This window comes from Pseudomonas sp. RP-B7, from assembly GCF_059803535.1.
In genome coordinates this window covers 55,289-71,575 of sequence record NZ_JAPFHC010000028.1, presented here as the reverse complement: position 1 = coordinate 71,575, position 16,287 = coordinate 55,289, and the positions used below count along the sequence as shown (strand labels likewise).

Annotated in this window: 13 protein-coding genes; 5 read left to right on the top strand and 8 right to left on the bottom strand. The window is 60.7% G+C overall.

The annotated features are described in order from the left end of the window. Position 1: 1 nt before the first annotated feature. From algG to yaaA, 7 genes are all read right to left on the bottom strand, one after another. The gene (gene algG / locus OPU96_RS22150) at positions 2-1,576 is read right to left on the bottom strand and encodes a mannuronan 5-epimerase AlgG (protein WP_192297558.1); all 1,575 of its coding nucleotides are present in this window, start codon (positions 1,574-1,576) and stop codon (positions 2-4) included. Next, positions 1,576-3,060, bottom strand: coding sequence for an alginate export family protein (locus tag OPU96_RS22145; RefSeq protein ID WP_226457454.1), 1,485 nt, complete (start codon positions 3,058-3,060; stop codon positions 1,576-1,578). Before OPU96_RS22145 ends, algG begins: the two co-directional genes overlap by 1 nt. Then, positions 3,057-4,481 carry an alginate biosynthesis TPR repeat lipoprotein AlgK gene (algK, locus tag OPU96_RS22140; protein WP_370694887.1) on the bottom strand — a complete coding sequence of 475 codons (1,425 nt, stop codon included), beginning with the start codon at positions 4,479-4,481 and terminating at the stop codon, positions 3,057-3,059. Before algK ends, OPU96_RS22145 begins: the two co-directional genes overlap by 4 nt. 90 nt (positions 4,482-4,571) lie before the next feature. After that, entirely contained in the window at positions 4,572-5,738 is a 1,167-nt protein-coding gene (locus OPU96_RS22135; protein ID WP_192297552.1) for an alginate biosynthesis protein Alg44, read from the bottom strand. A 38-nt stretch (positions 5,739-5,776) separates the two neighbouring features. Beyond that, a complete protein-coding gene (gene alg8, locus OPU96_RS22130; protein WP_162232016.1) occupies positions 5,777-7,258 on the bottom strand; it encodes a mannuronan synthase in 1,482 nt (493 codons plus the stop codon). Between the two features lie 83 nt (positions 7,259-7,341). Further along, the gene (locus OPU96_RS22125) at positions 7,342-8,658 is read right to left on the bottom strand and encodes a nucleotide sugar dehydrogenase (RefSeq protein WP_192297551.1); all 1,317 of its coding nucleotides are present in this window, start codon (positions 8,656-8,658) and stop codon (positions 7,342-7,344) included. Positions 8,659-9,544: 886 nt separating this feature from the next. After that, positions 9,545-10,324 carry a peroxide stress protein YaaA gene (gene yaaA, locus OPU96_RS22120; protein WP_226457452.1) on the bottom strand — a complete coding sequence of 260 codons (780 nt, stop codon included), beginning with the start codon at positions 10,322-10,324 and terminating at the stop codon, positions 9,545-9,547. 119 nt (positions 10,325-10,443) lie between these two features. Between yaaA and OPU96_RS22115 the strand changes: the two genes are divergently transcribed. From OPU96_RS22115 to moaE, 5 genes are all read left to right on the top strand, one after another. Further along, positions 10,444-11,568, top strand: coding sequence for a polysaccharide deacetylase family protein (locus OPU96_RS22115; protein ID WP_305392099.1), 1,125 nt, complete (start codon positions 10,444-10,446; stop codon positions 11,566-11,568). A 339-nt stretch (positions 11,569-11,907) separates the two neighbouring features. Then, positions 11,908-13,302: a PhoH family protein gene (locus OPU96_RS22110; protein ID WP_192297545.1), complete on the top strand. Its 1,395-nt coding sequence runs from the start codon at positions 11,908-11,910 to the stop codon at positions 13,300-13,302. 168 nt (positions 13,303-13,470) lie between these two features. Next, positions 13,471-13,944, top strand: a complete 474-nt coding sequence (moaC, locus tag OPU96_RS22105) for a cyclic pyranopterin monophosphate synthase MoaC (protein WP_017736740.1) — start codon at positions 13,471-13,473, stop codon at positions 13,942-13,944. Then, a complete protein-coding gene (locus OPU96_RS22100) occupies positions 13,941-14,183 on the top strand; it encodes a MoaD/ThiS family protein (protein WP_192297542.1) in 243 nt (80 codons plus the stop codon). The genes moaC and OPU96_RS22100 overlap by 4 nt, the downstream gene beginning before the upstream one ends. Positions 14,184-14,185: 2 nt before the next feature. After that, the gene (moaE, locus tag OPU96_RS22095; protein ID WP_226457450.1) at positions 14,186-14,638 is read left to right on the top strand and encodes a molybdopterin synthase catalytic subunit MoaE; all 453 of its coding nucleotides are present in this window, start codon (positions 14,186-14,188) and stop codon (positions 14,636-14,638) included. Positions 14,639-14,765: 127 nt separating this feature from the next. Here moaE and rhlB read toward each other — a convergent pair whose 3' ends face one another. After that, a complete protein-coding gene (gene rhlB / locus OPU96_RS22090; RefSeq protein ID WP_498559685.1) occupies positions 14,766-16,217 on the bottom strand; it encodes an ATP-dependent RNA helicase RhlB in 1,452 nt (483 codons plus the stop codon). Positions 16,218-16,287: the final 70 nt, after the last annotated feature.

The following is a 16,287-nucleotide window of genomic DNA, read 5'->3' as shown; positions in this document are numbered from 1 at the left end:
CTCAGTCCTGCATTTCGGTCTGGCGTTCGACAGGGTCGATCAGCACGGCTTTCTGCTGGCGTACCAGCAGGTCGAGAATCTCTTCCTGGCGATCACCCAGCACACCGTTGAAGCTGATGCCGCTGGATTTGGTCGGCGCCAGCATCGATACGCGGTAGAGCTCCACGCTCAACGGCGAGTCGATGGACAGCGGCCCGCTGCCGTTGCCCGCCAGTTCACCACCCACCACGATCAGCGAGACTTTCGCGTCAAACGGATCGAGGGCGATGTCGCGGTCGGTGTCGGTCAGATCCTTGATGTGGCCGTACAGGCCGGTGAGACCGTTGGCCATCGAGGTGTTTTCGTACAGCTTGATGTTCACGCTGTTGCGCACACGGATGCCGTGGCGACGGTTGGCGATCACCTTGTTGCCCCACAGCAGGTTGTCGCCGCTCTCATAGAGGGTGATGCCGTCGGTGTGGTTGCGGTAGATCTCATTGTCGGCGATCAGGTTGTTCACGCTGTTACGGTCGATAACCAGGCCCGAGAGCTTGTTGTCGTAGCTGCGGTTGTTGAAGATGAAGCTGTCGTTCACTTCCCGGGAAATGATGATGCCGTGCTTCTTCTTGGTGCCGTAGACGGTGTTGTCCGCAATGATCAGGCCGTGGGAACGGTCGTGGGGGTCAATGCCGTAGACGATGTTGTCTTTGTAGGTATTGCCCTTGACCACGAAACCGGTGGTCTCGTAGCAGTAGAAGCCGTACCACATGTCCGAGAACTCGGAGTCGATGATCCAGCCGGTCGGCTCCGCACGCTTGAGCACCTTGGCCATGTTCGGCGTGTACTGGGAGATACTCACCCCGTACGACTTACTGTTGGCATAGCCGAAACTGGCCATCTTGGTGTTGGCGACGTAGGTCTCGGTGCCGCCCCAGGCCAGCAGGAACGGGCGGAACTCCTTGGGCGACTTGAACAGCGCCGGGCCGTTGGCCTTTTCGCTCCAGCCGGTGATCCTGGTGTCACGCACAAACAACTGGCCGTCGTTGATCAGGAACGAACCGGCTTCCTGGGACAGGCGCAACTCCTGGGTCTTGCCGTCGATGTCGAGGATGCCCTTGCGCCCGACCACAATCGGCAGCTTGGCGAGGAACACCCCGGGCGACGTTTCGCTGAAGTACTGCTTGGGCACCTTGCCCAGCAGGTCCTTGAGGTTCATGTAGCCATCGTCGACAAAGATCGCCTGGGGAATGCCGTGCTGGCGCACCACCCATTCGGCCATCTTGTTGTCACCGCCGATAAAGTCCTTGAGGGCGTCTTCCTGCATCATGCGGCGCAGGCTGATCTTGCCCGGCTTGCTGCGCACGATCTTGCTTTCCATCGCGGCGGCGGTGTAGCCCGACAGGTCAGGCAGGGCGGGCTTGGCCATTTCCAGCGGCGCGGTCGGCGGGCTGGAAATGGTGTAGGTCTTGGCTTGTTGCAGCCCTTTGGCGATGGTCGGCGCCTTGACCTGCTGCGCGGTATCCGCGAAAGCAGTGGCGTTCGCCATCAGCATCGCGGCAACCAGCAAACGGTGAGGTTTCATAGCGCAGGCTCCCATCAGAATTTCCACACCACATCGACAAATGCGCGGTGCATGTAGGAATCGACTCCGCTGCCATAGGCATCACCCGGCTTGAATACGCCAGCACGGAACCGTACCAGCGCCGACGGCTCGTCGATGGACTGGCTGAGCCCGGCTGGCAACAGGCCTTTCTTGAAGTACTTGGTGACCACCAGGTCCATTTCCTGACCCAGGTCTTTCTTGCCATCGGCCAGCGGCAGCGAGGTGCTGGCGATAATGTCGCCGGCGGCGTCGGTGGTGTTGTCCACGGCTGCAATGCCATTGCTGGTGACCGGCTTGTTGCCGTCCACGCGCCAGAACTTGTGGTACACCAGGCTGGCGTCGTAGTCCTCGCGCAGCTGCCAGGACCCGAACAGGCTCATGGACTGCATGTTGTTCATCTCGCCGCGAAACGCTTCGCCGAAGCGATGCACGCGGGACTGGGTGCCGGTCCAGTTCGAACGGTTGCTTTGCAGGCCGTTCTGCTCGTACTCGGCGCTGGCGCGGGAGTAGGCCGCACCGACTTGCCACTGCGGATCGAGGCGCAGGCGCACGCCGATGTCGGTGGCCCAGCCACTCAGGTTGTCGCTGCGCTTGGCTTGGTCGGGGCTCGAACCGTCGGCTTTCAAGGCGTTGACCTTGTCGCGGTCGCCGCGCATGCCGGTGATGCTGGCCCAGTAGTTGACGGTGTTGGTGTTGCGCCAGTTGTAGGCGTCGCTGTTGGCCTCGATGCCGAGCCAGGTCAGGTCGCCGTTTTCACGCTTGTCCAGGGAGTCGGTAGCGACGCCCGGTTCCGGGTAGTCGAGCTTGCCGTTGTCATGGGTGTGATGGCCGCGCAGACCGATCCACTGGCCGGGGGTCCACTGGTAGGCGGCGTCGGCGTAGAGGTGCTGGCGGTCTTTGTCGACCGGGGCGAGTTCCTTGAGGTCGGTGCGGTATTCGCTGAAGCGTTCGGCGACGCCGACATTGGCCTTGAGCAGGGTGGTGTCGAAGGTCCAGTTCAGGGCTTCGATGTTGGTGTCGCGCCATTGGCCGTCGTCATTGCGCAGGCGCTGGCGACCGAGCTTGAGGATCTCGCCGGGGTAGGGCGTGAAGCCGCTGTAGCCGACCCAGAACTCGCGCAACGCCAGGAAGTTTTTCTTGGTCTTGCGGTCGTCGTTGCTGGTTTGCTGGTTCTCGTCATCGGAGGACTGTTGCAGGGTGTCGGTCTCGATGATGTCGCTGGAAGCCACGGCCTGGCCCATGGCGTAGGCGCTCCAGGCGCCGCTTTCGCCGTAGATCCACGGGCGTACGTCGAGGCCGATGCCGTTGACGTCGCCGCCTTTTTGCGTGCCCAGGTCACGGTCGTCTTCGGACTGGCCGGTGATTTTCACTTCCAGGCCGAAGTTCTTTGCTTCGGTCAGCGCGGCCAGGGTCGGGCACGACCACAGCAGGGCGAAGGTCAGGCCGATACCGGCCTTGACGAATGGGTTGAGCTTCATAGGGATTCCTCGCCGTCGTCTTCTTCCAGGGCGTGCAGTTGCAACGTGCTCTGGGCCAGGGTGCCGCGGGCGGCCAGTTCCTGTTGCACCAGGCGTTGGCCTTGGGCGCGTTGCTCCGGTGTCAGCGGGGCTTCGAGCTGGGTGGCCAGGTCATTGGCTTGCGGGGTGTCCTGGGCCTTGGCCAATTGGCTGAAGACGTAGGCGTTCAATGGGTCGGGCTTGGTGCCCTTGCCTTGGGAAAACAGTTGGGCGATGGCGAAGTCGGCACTGTTCTGGCCGTTGCGCGCAGCGGTCAGCAGGTGGTCCAGGGCTTTTTGCGAGTAGACCTGGCCGAGATAGCCACGGCGGTAGATCTGGCCGAGGTAGTAGTCGGCGGCGACTTCCTTGCCCTGGGCTTTCTGGAAGTGTGCTTCGGCCGCCTTGGCGTCGGCCGGTACCCACTTGCCGTCGTAGTAGAGCTTGCCCAGCAACAGCTCGGCGCGCGGCTGGTCGGCGGCGCGGCCGTTGTCCAGGTATTTCATCATCTGGTCGACGTCGCCCAGTTCGGGGAAGTCGTAGAGCAGTTGTGCCAGGCTGACCCAGGATGCCGGGTAGCCAGGGGCGATTTTTTCCAGCAGGGCCTGGGCGGTTTTTGCGTCCGGGGTGCCAATGCTGGCATCGCCGAGCACACGGGCGACGCTGTCGACGCGCTGGGCGGTGACGCTGCCACGGCTGTAGCCGGCTTCCATTTGCTTGAGCAGTTCAGCCTGTTTTTCCGGCGCGGCTTGTTTCTGGTAGACCGTGGCCAGCTCGACGTAGCAGATGTCGGTGCTGTTCAGCGCGGCTTTGCAGATGCGTTCCACATCGTCCAGATGCTGGTCGTAAGTGCCTTGGGTGCGATACAGCAGCACCTGGGCCAGACCGGCTTCCGGGTAACCGGCGGCCTGCCATTGGCTGATCTGCTGCTGGGCATTCACGTTGGGGAAGCTGTGCGGGTATTGCAGGTACAGCATCGCCAGCGGGATCAGGGTGTTGCCTTCGCCATTGGCAAAGGCTTTTTTCAGCAAGCCTTCGGCTTCGTGGTGTTCGGCTTCGGTGCTGCCGGGCTTGGCCACCAGCAGGCGACCGAGGCGGGCCTGGGCGCGGGGCGAGGTGTCCGCTGCCGCACGGTAGGTGGCTTCGGCCTGTTTGATTTGCGCCGGATCGCGGGTGCCGACCTGGATGTCGGCCAGGCCGACTTGGGCCTCGCTGTAACCCAGGTCTGCCAGTTGCTGGTAGTTCTGCTGCGCGGTGATGGTGTCGCCACGTTTGAGCGCTTCATTGGCCAGGCGTTGGTCGGGCAGGCCGGCGCAGCCAGCGAGGCTCACCGCAAGTGTCAAGGTGCACAGAGAGCCCATGTGGGAGCGGGCTTGCTCGCGAAGGGGCCTTGTCAGTTGATACATGTGCTGGCTGACACACTGCTTTCGCGAGCAAGCCCGCTCCCACAGGGACCGCGGTGTTTTTATTGGAGTCATCACAGGCATGTCCTCTGCTTACAGACCGTTGGCCATGGCTTTGTCGATCAGCCAGTTCAGCGAAGGGCCGCGGTCGCTGGTCACTTCCACCGGGCGGCCAGCGTAGGTGCTGTCCAGCGGAGCGTCAGGCTTGATCTGCACGCGGATGTCGGAGGACAGGTCGGCGCTGTTCAAGCTGGTGCTGCTGACGATGGTGCCGGTGCGGGTCTGTTCTTCGTCGGCGACCTGGAAGCTCACCGGCGTACCTGGACGCACGTCGGCGAACTGGCGATAGGTGAAGCGCGCTTCCACATTGGCCTGGCTGCCGCGAGGCACCAGTTGGAAGATCACGTCGCCTTTGTTGGCGTACTGGCCGTCAGCGACCATTTGCTGGGCGACCACGCAGTCGCACGGCGAGGTCAGGGTGCCGGTCATTTGCTTGCCGAACAGTTCTTCAACCTTGGCCGGTTGCAGTTGGTCTTCGTCCAGGTGGCCCTTGAGCACATCCAGCATGCTGGTGCTGAACGTCGCCAGTGGCGCGCCCTTGGCGGCGACCGCGTCACCTTTGAGCAGGCTTTGCACGGTGCCGTCGCGGGGCATGGTCACGTTCATGCCGGGCACGCTGACCAGGCCGGCCTGGGCGTGGCTGACGAAGTACATGCCGTACACCGACTTGAACACGAAACCAAACGCGGCGAGGCCGACGATGAAGATGCCCGCGCTGAATACCACGGCGCGCAGGCGACCGAACGCGGTCATGCCGCTGCCGCTGTCCTTGACCTTGCGCGCCTTGGTGAAGTTATCGCGTTGCAGGGTCGCCAGCACGTCGCCCATGGTCACGATGTCACCGGACAGGTGCGAGGTGATCAGATGGCGCAGGGTGGAAATATCCTGGGCGTCGAGGTTCTGGAACTGGCAACCGGTGCGGCCGGTCTGGCGGTCGTAGGAGCGGATCTGCAGTTCCACGTCCATGGCCAGGCCGAGGTTATCGATGACGAATTGCAGGCGGCCCTTGTGCACTTCGCCGACGGTCAACGGCTGGGTGGCGGTGAACGCCAGGCCGCCGGCGGACAGGTCGATCACCCGTGCTTCGGTCTGGGTGCGGTCGGTGTTGAAAAAGCGCAGCTTGGCCGGGATTTTTACGCGGGCATGTTGGCGCTGGGCTTCGGATTCGTGGACAACATTGGCATTTACTTGGCTGTTCATCAGGGCAATTTCCTAGAGTTAATTCAGGCTTGGCAGGGTCAGACCATCATCAGCAACACGGCAACGAAGATGCTGCCGGCGGAGAAGGTCATGGTCCGAGACGACCAGGTGTTGAACCAACGTTGAAAGCTGGCCAAATCGCGGGTCAGTTTGGTGTCCTGGCGGGTCCAGGACTGTTGATCAAGGCGGAAGAACACGTAGATCTTCACCAGCGCGCCCATGATCTGGTTGTAATAGAGAATCACCGGGTACGCCGGGCCGATCGTGTGGCCGGAGCACGACAGCAACAGGGTCAGGATCAGGCGCGTGATGCCGATCCACAGCAGGTACGCAAGGATGAAGGCGCCGCCGTATTTGAAGGTGGCGATGATTGCCACGGTCAGGCCGAGCAGGGAGGTCCACATCGACACGCGCTGGTCGAACAGCACCACGCTGGTGAACAGGCCCAGGCGGCGTACACCCAGGCCGAGGGCGCGGGAGTTCTGGCGCAGGTTGTTGCCGTACCAGCGGAACATCAGCTTGCGGCTGGCCTTGATAAAGCTCTTTTCCGGCGGGTGTTCCACGGTGTTGATCGCGGCGTCCGGCACGTAGAAGGTGTCGTAGCCCAGGCGCATCAGGCTGAACCAGCTGGACTTGTCGTCGCCGGTGAGGAACTTGAAGCGGCCCAGGCGCCAGTGCTGCAGCGAGTCGCTTTCGACGTCGGCGATGAAGCCTGGGTCGGTCACCACGCTGGCGCGGAACACCGACATACGCCCGGTCATGGTCAGCACGCGCTTGGACAGGGCCATGGAGCACATGTTGATGTGGCGCTGGGCGAAGCGCAGCTTGTGCCACTCGCTCATGATGTAGCCGCCGCGCACTTCGCAGAATTCGTTGGTGGTCAGGCCGCCGACGTTGCCGAACAACTGGAACCACGGCACGGTCTTGCGCACGACACCTTCGGCCAGCACGGTGTCGCCATCGATCACGGCGACCACGGCGCGGTCATCCGGCAGGTGGCGGGAGATCGCCCGGAAGCCGAAGGCCAGGCCGTCGCGCTTGCCGGTACCGGCGATGCGCACGAAGTCGAGCTTCACGTGGTCCGGCGGGTTCATGCGTTCCCACAGGCTTTTCACCAGCAGCTCATCGGACATTTCCACCAGCGAGCAGACCACGGTGGTGGGGAAGCCGCATTCGATGGCTTCGCGGATCACCGAGCTGTAGACCTGCGCGGTGGTCAGCGCGTCGATACGGAAACTGGTGACCATCAGGAACACGTGGGACGGGTCGGCGGCCTTGCCCAGCTTGCGCACTTTGCGGCGCAGGTGCGGGTAGACCACGTACAAAAACAGCATGCCGCGAAAGAAATGCGTAGCACCCATCGAGTAGCGCCAGATGCCGACGGCGCCAATCAGGAAAATAAAATTCTTCGACTCCGAGTCGAACGTACTCGCCGGCAACAGCAGGGCGAGTCCCATCAGCAGGCTGAGAAAGAACAGCCAGCCGGCAGATTGCAGTAGGACGTGTTTTAACTTGGACATAAGCATCTTCCGAAGGTGAAGGAGGTTTCAGGCGGCGAGCGCTGGGGATGGAAACGCGCGCCGCCTGAAACTTGCCGTTGCTGTTACCAGCAGATGCCTTCGGTGCGGCCTGTGGTGCAGGTCGCATTTTTCATGAAGCCCACCAGGTCAATCACTTGCTTGCCGTGCGGTGCGTTCTGCGCCAGGGCGCGGAATTTTTCGTCACGGTTGCCGAGGATGATCACGTCGGAGTTGTTGATCACGTCATCGAAGTCCGAGTTGAGCAGGGACGACACGTGGGGGATCTTGCCTTCGATGTAGTCCTTGTTCGCACCGTGCACACGGGCGTACTCGACGTTGCTGTCGTAGATGCTCAGGTCGTAACCCTTGCCGATCAGCATTTCCGCCAGTTCTACCAGCGGGCTTTCACGCAGGTCGTCGGTACCGGCCTTGAAGCTCAGGCCCAGCAGCGCGACTTTGCGCTTGTCGTGGCCGGCAACGATGTCGAAGGCGTTCTGTACCTGGGATTCGTTGCTGCGCATCAGCGAGTTGAGCAGCGGCGCTTCCACGTCCAGGGAGCTGGCGCGGTAGGTGAGGGCACGTACGTCTTTTGGCAGGCACGAACCGCCGAAGGCGAAGCCTGGGCGCATGTAGTACTGGGACAGGTTGAGAGTCTTGTCCTGGCAGACCACTTCCATCACTTCGCGGCCATCGACGCCGACGGCCTTGGCGATGTTGCCGATCTCGTTGGCGAAGGTGACTTTGGTGGCGTGCCACACATTGCAGGTGTACTTGATCATCTCGGCAACGGCGATGTCCTTGCGGATGATCGGCGCGTCGAGTTCTTCGTACAGCGACTGCAGGACATCGCCGGAGGCTTTGTCGAACTCGCCGATGACAGTCATCGGTGGCAGGTCGTAGTCGGCGATGGCGGTGGATTCACGCAGGAACTCCGGGTTGACCGCGACGCCGAAGTCGACGCCGGCTTTTTTGCCGGAGCAGTCTTCGAGGATCGGGATCACCACGTTCGCCACGGTGCCTGGCAACACGGTGCTGCGCACCACGACGGTGTGGCGGGTGGTCTTGTCGCGCAGGACAAAACCGATTTCGCGGCACACGGCTTCGATGTAGTCCAGTTCCAGGTCGCCGTTTTTCTTGCTTGGCGTACCGACGCAGATCATCGACAGGTCGGTATCGCGGATGGCGTCGGCGAAGTTGGTGGTGCCGCGCAGTCGGCCGGTTTGAATACCCTGGCTCAACAGTTCGCCCAGGCCCGGTTCAACGATGGGCGATTTGCCAGCGTTGATCAGGTCAATCTTGTCCTTGGAGATGTCTACGCCGACCACTTCGTGGCCACGGGCAGACAGGCAACCGGCACAGACTGCGCCGACGTAACCGAGACCAAATATGCTGATGCGCATCGCATTTACCTCTTTAATAATCATGCCAATAATTGGCCGGAGTTCATGTTTGCAAGCGTCACTGATGCCACGGAAGTTGGGCGAATAGACGCCGACTTACCGCGTACGGGCATGTTAATTAGTGAGTGACTAACTATTGCACTCAAGTTGTGCGCAACTTGGCCTTGTTATTGGGGCTTGCCCTCAAATGCAGCCGGCCTTCCTTGGGGGAAGGGTCCGACGCCAGTGCCGCAGGACCTTGATACAGGCCATAAGCCTTTAACTATCAAAGCCTTGGGTGTCATCACTGACACATTTGGGTAAGCGCTGCCTTGGCCTATAGGGGTTAGCAATTAATCCTTATCGCTGCCCTCAACTCATATCAGTTGATGATGTGACCCGTGAGTCAAAGTTGATGGGGCAACTTCGCTACTTCCTTGGATCGCCATGTAAGTCATCTCTTACAGAAGCAGAGAATTTCGTTACCGGTGGTATGAGCCGTGGGTTTTGATGAAGTTCCAGCCCGCTCATCCTGTTTCCTGAAATTTCTTGAAATATGAGAAGAGATGGCACTAGTACTATATTGATAGCACTTGCTATTTGGGCCAATAGTTATAGGGAGTTGGTACGCGGGGATAGTTTTGTGCCACTAGTGTTTGAAAAAAGTGGTGCCACTACGAAAAAAAATGACGAATGTCGAGTGAAAGAATTGTTAGGAGTACGTCAAAATGTTTTTTGACGCCAAAAAAATGGCGACTCTAGATTTGAAATGCGATCAAAACTGTGGGAGCGGGCTTGCTCGCGAATGCGGTGGGTCAGATAAGAATTTATCGACTGACACGCCGTATTCGCGAGCAAGCCCGCTCCCACAGTTGGATCTCGTTGTCTGAAGCACACGGGTTTGGCTTTATTCCGGTGCGTGATCGCGCAGGAACACCAGCTTGTCCGGCTTGGACTGCTCGGCATTGAAGCGATAACCCTGCACATCAAACTCCTTGAGCCTGGCCGGGTCGTTGATGCGCTCTTCAATCACAAAGCGGCTCATCATGCCCCGGGCCTTCTTGGCGTAGAAGCTGATGATCTTGTACTGGCCGTTCTTGAAGTCCTTGAACTCGGTGTTGATGATCCGCGCATTCAGGGCCGTGCGCTTGACCGCCGAGAAGTACTCGTTGGACGCGAGGTTCAGCAGCACGTCGTCACCTTGCTCGGCCAGGGCTTCGTTCAGCCATTCGCTGATGCGCGTGCCCCAGAAGGCGTAGAGATCCTTGCCACGGGCGTTGGCCAGTTTGGTGCCCATCTCCAGGCGGTACGGCATCATCAGGTCCAGGGGGCGCAGCAGGCCGTAGAGGCCCGAGAGCATGCGCAAGTGGTCCTGGGCGTAGCTGAAGTCGGCATCGCTGAAGGTCTCGGCGTTGAGGCCGGTGTACACGTCACCCTTGAAGGCCAATAGCGCCTGCTTGGCGTTGGCGGGGGTGAAGGCGGGGTTCCAGCTGCCGAAGCGCGCCGCGTTGAGGCCGCCGATCTTGTCGGACACATGCATCAGTTCGCTGATCTGTGCCGGGCTCATTTCGCGCAGTTGCTCGATCAGTTCCTGGGAGTGATCCAGGTACTGCGGCTGGGTAAAGCGCTGGGTGGCGGGCGCGGTCTCGAAATCGAGGGTCTTGGCGGGTGAAATCACCGTCAGCATGAAGTCGTCTCCTTAAATCGTGCCGCGATTCTAGGGGCTGGGGCGTTTTGACTCCACCTATGATGGCGATAGGCATGATCCGCTATGATGGGCGGTAACTCTGCAAAGGAAGACCCTGCGTGCGAATAGCGCTTTTATTGTCGGCCTGCCTGCTCTGCCTGAACGCCCAGGCCGCGCCGGTGGATGTGGCCAGCCTGGACCGTGGCACCTGGCCCGAAAAGCTCAGCAGCCCGGCGCTGTTCGATGTGGCCTCGCGTGCGGAAATCCTCATGTTTGCCCATGGCCTGTTGGCCAGCGAAGCCCTGGACGAGGCGGCGCTCAAACAGCGCCTGGGCTTGAAGATCATCAACCTGGCCGCCATCGACGACTTGCGTCGCCAGCTCTGGCAGCGCCTGTTGGAGAACTACCTGGTTGCCCAGAAAAGCTGCGAAGAGGACGCCTCGTTTTGCTACTTGGTAGAGAACATGGACGATCTGCGCGAGCAGGCGGGCAAGCTTGAGGTCAGTGAAAACTCCTTCTATATAGGCTGGGCGAACCCCAGCCACGTTTTCCACGAACGCTACCTGGACGAGCTGCTGCGCAAGGCTGCGCTGTTCCCGCAGATCAGCAGTGAAGTCGCGCGGTTTGGCGATCACGAGCGCAATGGCGATGAATTCAACGACCGCCTGTTTCTGCTGACCTTCGACGGCGGCCCCGCGCCCGTCAGCGGCAATACCGACTGGCTTACCGACTACCTGCGCAAGCAGAAGCTGAACGCCACCTTCTTCGTCCTTGGCAGCAGCCTGCAAACCCGCGTGGAGCGCAGTTCTGCCAGTGATGTGCAGACGTTGTACCAGGGCCAGTGCGTGGGCACCCAGGGCTGGCAGTACCGCTCCCACAGCCACTGGGTCGACTGGCAAAGCTCGATCACCCGCAGCGCGTCGCTGGCGCAGAACCTGATGCCGGAAAACTATGTGCCGCTGTTCCGCCCGCCCTACGGCCAGCGCCGCGCCGACAGCCAGGGTTTCTTCCAGTCCCAGGGCTTGCAGGTGGCGTTGTGGGACATCGATTCCCAGGACGAACCGGGCAAGCTCAAGGCCGAAGAGTCGGCGCAGCGGGTGCTGACGTTGATGTTGCTATGGCGCAAAGGGGTGATTGTGTTTCACGACACCCAGGACAAGGCGCGGGTCGCATTGCCGCAGTTGATGCAGGCGACGGCACAGAGTGGCTTGGGTTGGCAGGACTGCCGCGAGGCGTTTCGCTGAAGTGCCCGGCCCTGTTGGGTGCGGGGCGTTTTCGGGGTGATTTTGTGCGACAAATCGATGCAGGCGGACTTCCGACTTTAACGGGGTGCATGGCACTCGGCTAGTGCTATTCGTCATCCTGAAAAATAAACTTCAAAAAAACGTCAAAGTGCTTTTTTCTGTCACAGGTTTTGCGGTATTACGAAGTCAGATCGCCGAAACCTGCAGCACAGGTGGCGTCTTTCAAGACTCCTCATGTGGGCATGCACTTGACGTCCCTCAGGTGCATTCGGTGGTCGAATCGAGGCGCAGCACCGCTTAGGTATTGCGTCGACTGGCTCCCACAAAAGGTGACCGAGTATGGATGATCACGGACGCACCCCTTCTTCCGACCAGCCAATCCTTTATGTGCTTGATACCAACGTATTGATCCACGATCCAAACGCACTGCTCAACTTTGAAGAACACCACGTCGCCATCCCGATGATCGTGCTTGAGGAACTCGACAAACTCAAAAGCGGGCACCACAGCGTTGCGGCCGAATGCCGCCAGGCCATTCGCCTGATCGACAAGACCTTGGGCGAGGCCTCTCCTGAGGACGTTGAAGTCGGCGTGCCGATCCAGCGCGGCAAGAGCGGGCCCAAGGGCTTGCTGTCGATCCTGATGAGCAAGGGCCGCGAACCCAACAGCCTGCTGCCGGAAAACCTCAACGACAACAAGATCATCAACCAATTGATCGACCTGCACGCGCGTGACAAGGACCTGCGCGTGGTGCTGGTGACCAAAGACATCAACATGCGCCTCAAGGCCCGTGCGTGTGGGATCGCGGCCGAGGACTACAGCACCGACCAACTGGTCGATGACGTATCGATGCTGTCCCGTGGTTATCACATGATGACCGGCTCGTTCTGGGACCGCGTCAGCAAGGTTGAAACCCGCCAGGACCATGGCCGCACCTGGCACCAGGTGCAACTGATCGACAACCTGCCGGCCGTGCATATCAATGAATTCATCGTCGACGAACAGGGCTTTGTGGGCTGGATCAAAGAGATCCAGGTCGACAAGCTGCTGATTCTCGACCTGCATCAGGAACCCCTGTTGCACCAGGAAGCCTGGGGCCTGAAACCGCGTGACATCTACCAGAGCCTGGCGCTGTACGCGCTGCTCGACCCGGACATCCACCTGGTCAACCTGACGGGCGCCGCCGGTTCCGGCAAAACCATTCTCGCCCTGGCCGCCGCCATCGAGCAGACCATGGTGACCAAGCGCTATCGCCGCATCATCGCCACCCGCAGCGTGCAGGGCCTGGATCAGGAAATCGGTTTCCTGCCCGGCACCGAAGCGGAAAAAATGGAGCCGTGGCTGGGGGCGATCACCGACAACCTCGAAGCCTTGCACATGGATGACGAAAACACCCATGGCAGCGTCGACTACATCCTCAGCAAAGTGCCGTTGCAGTTCAAATCCCTCAACTACATCCGGGGTCGCAGCTTCCAGCAAAGCCTGATCTTGATCGATGAATGCCAGAACCTCACGCCGCACCAGATGAAAACCATCATCACCCGTGCCGGCGCCGGTTCCAAAGTGGTGTGCCTGGGCAACCTGGCACAGATCGACACTCCTTACCTGTCCGCGACCAGCTCCGGGCTGACCTATCTGACGGAACGCTTCAAGGACTTCCCGAACGGCGTGCATATTGCGCTGCAGGGTGTTCCACGCTCGATCTTGGCTGAATACGCCGAGTCGCACCTCTAAACGCGGTCAAAATGTGGGAGCGGGCTTGCTCGCGAATACGGAGTGTCAGTCGCCGAATATATTGACTGACACACCGCATTCGCGAGCAAGTCCGCTCCCACACAAGCGCTCTCCACATATTGATCAGTGTTGGGTTTACAATCGCTGCTCCTGATCAGGAGTATCCCTGTGCTGACTCATCTCGATTCCCAAGGTCGCGCCCACATGGTCGACGTTACCGACAAGTCCGTGACGTTCCGTGAAGCGGTGGCCGAAGCCCGGGTGCGCATGCTGCCCGAGACCCTGCAAATGATTGTCGACGGCGCCCATCCCAAGGGCGACGTGTTTGCCGTGGCCCGCATCGCCGGGATCCAGGCGGCGAAAAAAACCAGTGATCTGATCCCGTTGTGCCACCCGCTGATGTTGACGGGCGTCAAGGTCGAACTGAGCGCCGACGGCGCAGACTCGGTGCACATCCTGGCGCGCTGCAAACTCTCCGGCCAGACCGGCGTGGAGATGGAAGCCCTCACCGCCGCCAGCGTCGCGGCCCTGACCATCTACGACATGTGCAAGGCCGTGGACCGGGGCATGACCATCGAAAGCATTCGCCTGCTGGAAAAGCTGGGCGGCAAGAGCGGGCATTTCAAGGCGGACCAGGCATGAGCATCAACGTATTGTTTTTTGCGCGTTACAGCGAAGTGATTGGCTTGGACTCGCTGGAAATGGAAGGCGAGTTCGCCACTGTCGACGCGGTGCGTTTGGCGTTGGCCGCCGATCCAGGTTTTGACGTGCTCAACGAAACCAGCCTGATGTGTGCGCGCAACGAGGAGCTGTGTGGCCTCGACGAGCCGTTGAAGGCTGGCGATGAGGTTGCGTTCTTTCCGCCGGTGACCGGAGGCTGAGCATGGCCATTCGAGTGCAGGTCCAGGCGTTCGATCCGGGCGCCGAGGTCAACGCCATGCATGCGGCCAACGTGGGCGTAGGTGCGGTGGTGAGTTTTGTCGGCTACGTGCGCGACTTCAACGACGGCCTGGAGGTGGCGGGGATGTTCCTGGAGCACTACCCCGGCATGACCGAGAAAGCCCTGGCCAAGATTGCCGTGGAGGCCGAGCAGCGCTGGCCGTTGCTCAAGCTGGAAGTGCTGCACCGCGTCGGCGCGTTGGAGCCGGGAGAGCCGATTGTGTTCGTGGCAGCCGCGAGCGCTCATCGCCAGGCGGCGTTTGATGCCTGTGCGTTCGTGATGGATTACTTGAAGACGCGGGCGCCGTTCTGGAAGAAGGAAAATACCAGTGAGGGGCCGCGCTGGGTGGAAGGGCGCAGTAGCGACTACGCCGCCGCAGACCGCTGGAAATCTTAGGCCAAACACAAAACCCAATGTGGGAGCGGGCTTGCTCGCGAATGCGGAGTGTCAGTCGATACATGCATGACTGATACACCGTATTCGCGAGCAAGCCCGCTCCCACATTTTTTTACTGCATTTCAACTTAAGCAGGGCGTTTGCGTTCTACCGGGCGCAGCAAATGCGTCGGCGGCGTCTCACAACTGATCTTGCGCCCCAGCAACGTTTCGATCGACGGCAACTGGTACGAATCATCTTCCCCGGCAAAGCTGATCGACACACCCGCAGCCCCCGCACGGCCAGTACGACCAATACGGTGCACATAGTCATCCGGCACTTCCGGCAGGGTGAAGTTGATCACGTGGCTGATGCCATCAATGTGAATCCCGCGGCCTGCCACGTCGGTGGCCACCAGCACGCGGATCTTGCCTTCGCGGAAACCTTCCAGGGTCTTGATGCGCTTGTGCTGTGGCACGTCACCGGACAGTTGCGCGGCGTTGACGCCATCACGCACCAGGCGCTCTTCGATGCGGCGCACTTCATCCTTGCGGTTGGCAAACACCATCACACGCTCCCAACCGTTGTCGTTGACCAGGTTGTAGAGCAGCTTGTACTTGTCGGCACCGGCCACGGCGTAGATGTGTTGCTCGACGTTTTCGCTGGCGACGTTTTCCGCTTCGATCTCGACGATGGACGGCTCGGTGGTCCACTGCTTGGCGAGGTTCATCACGTCTTCGGTAAAGGTCGCGGAGAACAGCAGGGTCTGGCGCTCGGATTTCGGCGGGGTCTGGCGAATGATCTGGCGTACTTGCGGGATAAAGCCCATGTCGAGCATGCGGTCGGCTTCGTCCAGCACCATCACTTCGACCATGTCCAGGTGCACGTCGCCGCGCTGGTTGAAGTCCAGCAGGCGGCCGGGGGTGGCAACCAGGATGTCGCAGTGACGGGCTTCGAGGTGCTTGAGCTGCTTGTCGAAGTCCATGCCACCGACGAACGTCATGACGTTGAGACCGGTGTACTTGGTCAGGTCGGCGGCGTCCTTGGCGATCTGCACCACCAGCTCGCGGGTCGGGGCGATGATCAGCGCGCGCGGTTCACCCATGTAGCGCTCTTTCGGCGGCGGCGTCTGCAGCAGCTGGGTGATGATCGAGATCAGGAACGCGGCGGTCTTGCCGGTGCCGGTCTGGGCGCGGCCGATGGCGTCTTTGCCCGCCAGGGTGAAGCCCAGCACCTGTGCCTGGATCGGCGTGCAGTACGGGAAACCCAGGTCCTGGATGGCGTGCATCAGTTTCGGGGCGAGTTTGAAGTCGTGGAAGCGGGTCTTGCCTTCCTGGGGTTCTACGACGAAGTCTTCGAGTTTCCAGGGAATGACCGGCGGCTTGGGCGCGCGTTCGCGGCGAGGCTTGGGGGCCGGTGCCGCTTCTTTAGCCGGTTCAGGCGTGGTCACCGTAGGCGTCGTCGGCTGGGCGACAGGCGCAGGCCGCTCTGGCTGTTTACCGTCATTGCGGCTGCCGGCAGTCGGGACAGGAGCACTGGGAACAGGCGCGAGCGGCTCGGCCTCGCTTTTGCCGAACATCTTCTTGAGTGCTTCGAGCACGGTGATCTCATTAATTGGTTAAGGAATGTACGCCGGCCAGTGTAATGCAAGAAACGGGCGCGGCGTAGTG

Coding starts and splice junctions, on each gene's coding strand:
- algG (WP_192297558.1), bottom strand. CDS start 1,576: ATGGGAGCCTGCGCTATGAAACCTCACCGTTTGCTGGTTGCCGCGATG.
- OPU96_RS22145 (WP_226457454.1), bottom strand. CDS start 3,060: ATGAAGCTCAACCCATTCGTCAAGGCCGGTATCGGCCTGACCTTCGCC.
- algK (WP_370694887.1), bottom strand. CDS start 4,481: ATGTATCAACTGACAAGGCCCCTTCGCGAGCAAGCCCGCTCCCACATG.
- OPU96_RS22135 (WP_192297552.1), bottom strand. CDS start 5,738: ATGAACAGCCAAGTAAATGCCAATGTTGTCCACGAATCCGAAGCCCAG.
- alg8 (WP_162232016.1), bottom strand. CDS start 7,258: ATGTCCAAGTTAAAACACGTCCTACTGCAATCTGCCGGCTGGCTGTTC.
- OPU96_RS22125 (WP_192297551.1), bottom strand. CDS start 8,658: ATGCGCATCAGCATATTTGGTCTCGGTTACGTCGGCGCAGTCTGTGCC.
- yaaA (WP_226457452.1), bottom strand. CDS start 10,324: ATGCTGACGGTGATTTCACCCGCCAAGACCCTCGATTTCGAGACCGCG.
- OPU96_RS22110 (WP_192297545.1), top strand. CDS start 11,908: ATGGATGATCACGGACGCACCCCTTCTTCCGACCAGCCAATCCTTTAT.
- OPU96_RS22100 (WP_192297542.1), top strand. CDS start 13,941: ATGAGCATCAACGTATTGTTTTTTGCGCGTTACAGCGAAGTGATTGGC.
- moaE (WP_226457450.1), top strand. CDS start 14,186: ATGGCCATTCGAGTGCAGGTCCAGGCGTTCGATCCGGGCGCCGAGGTC.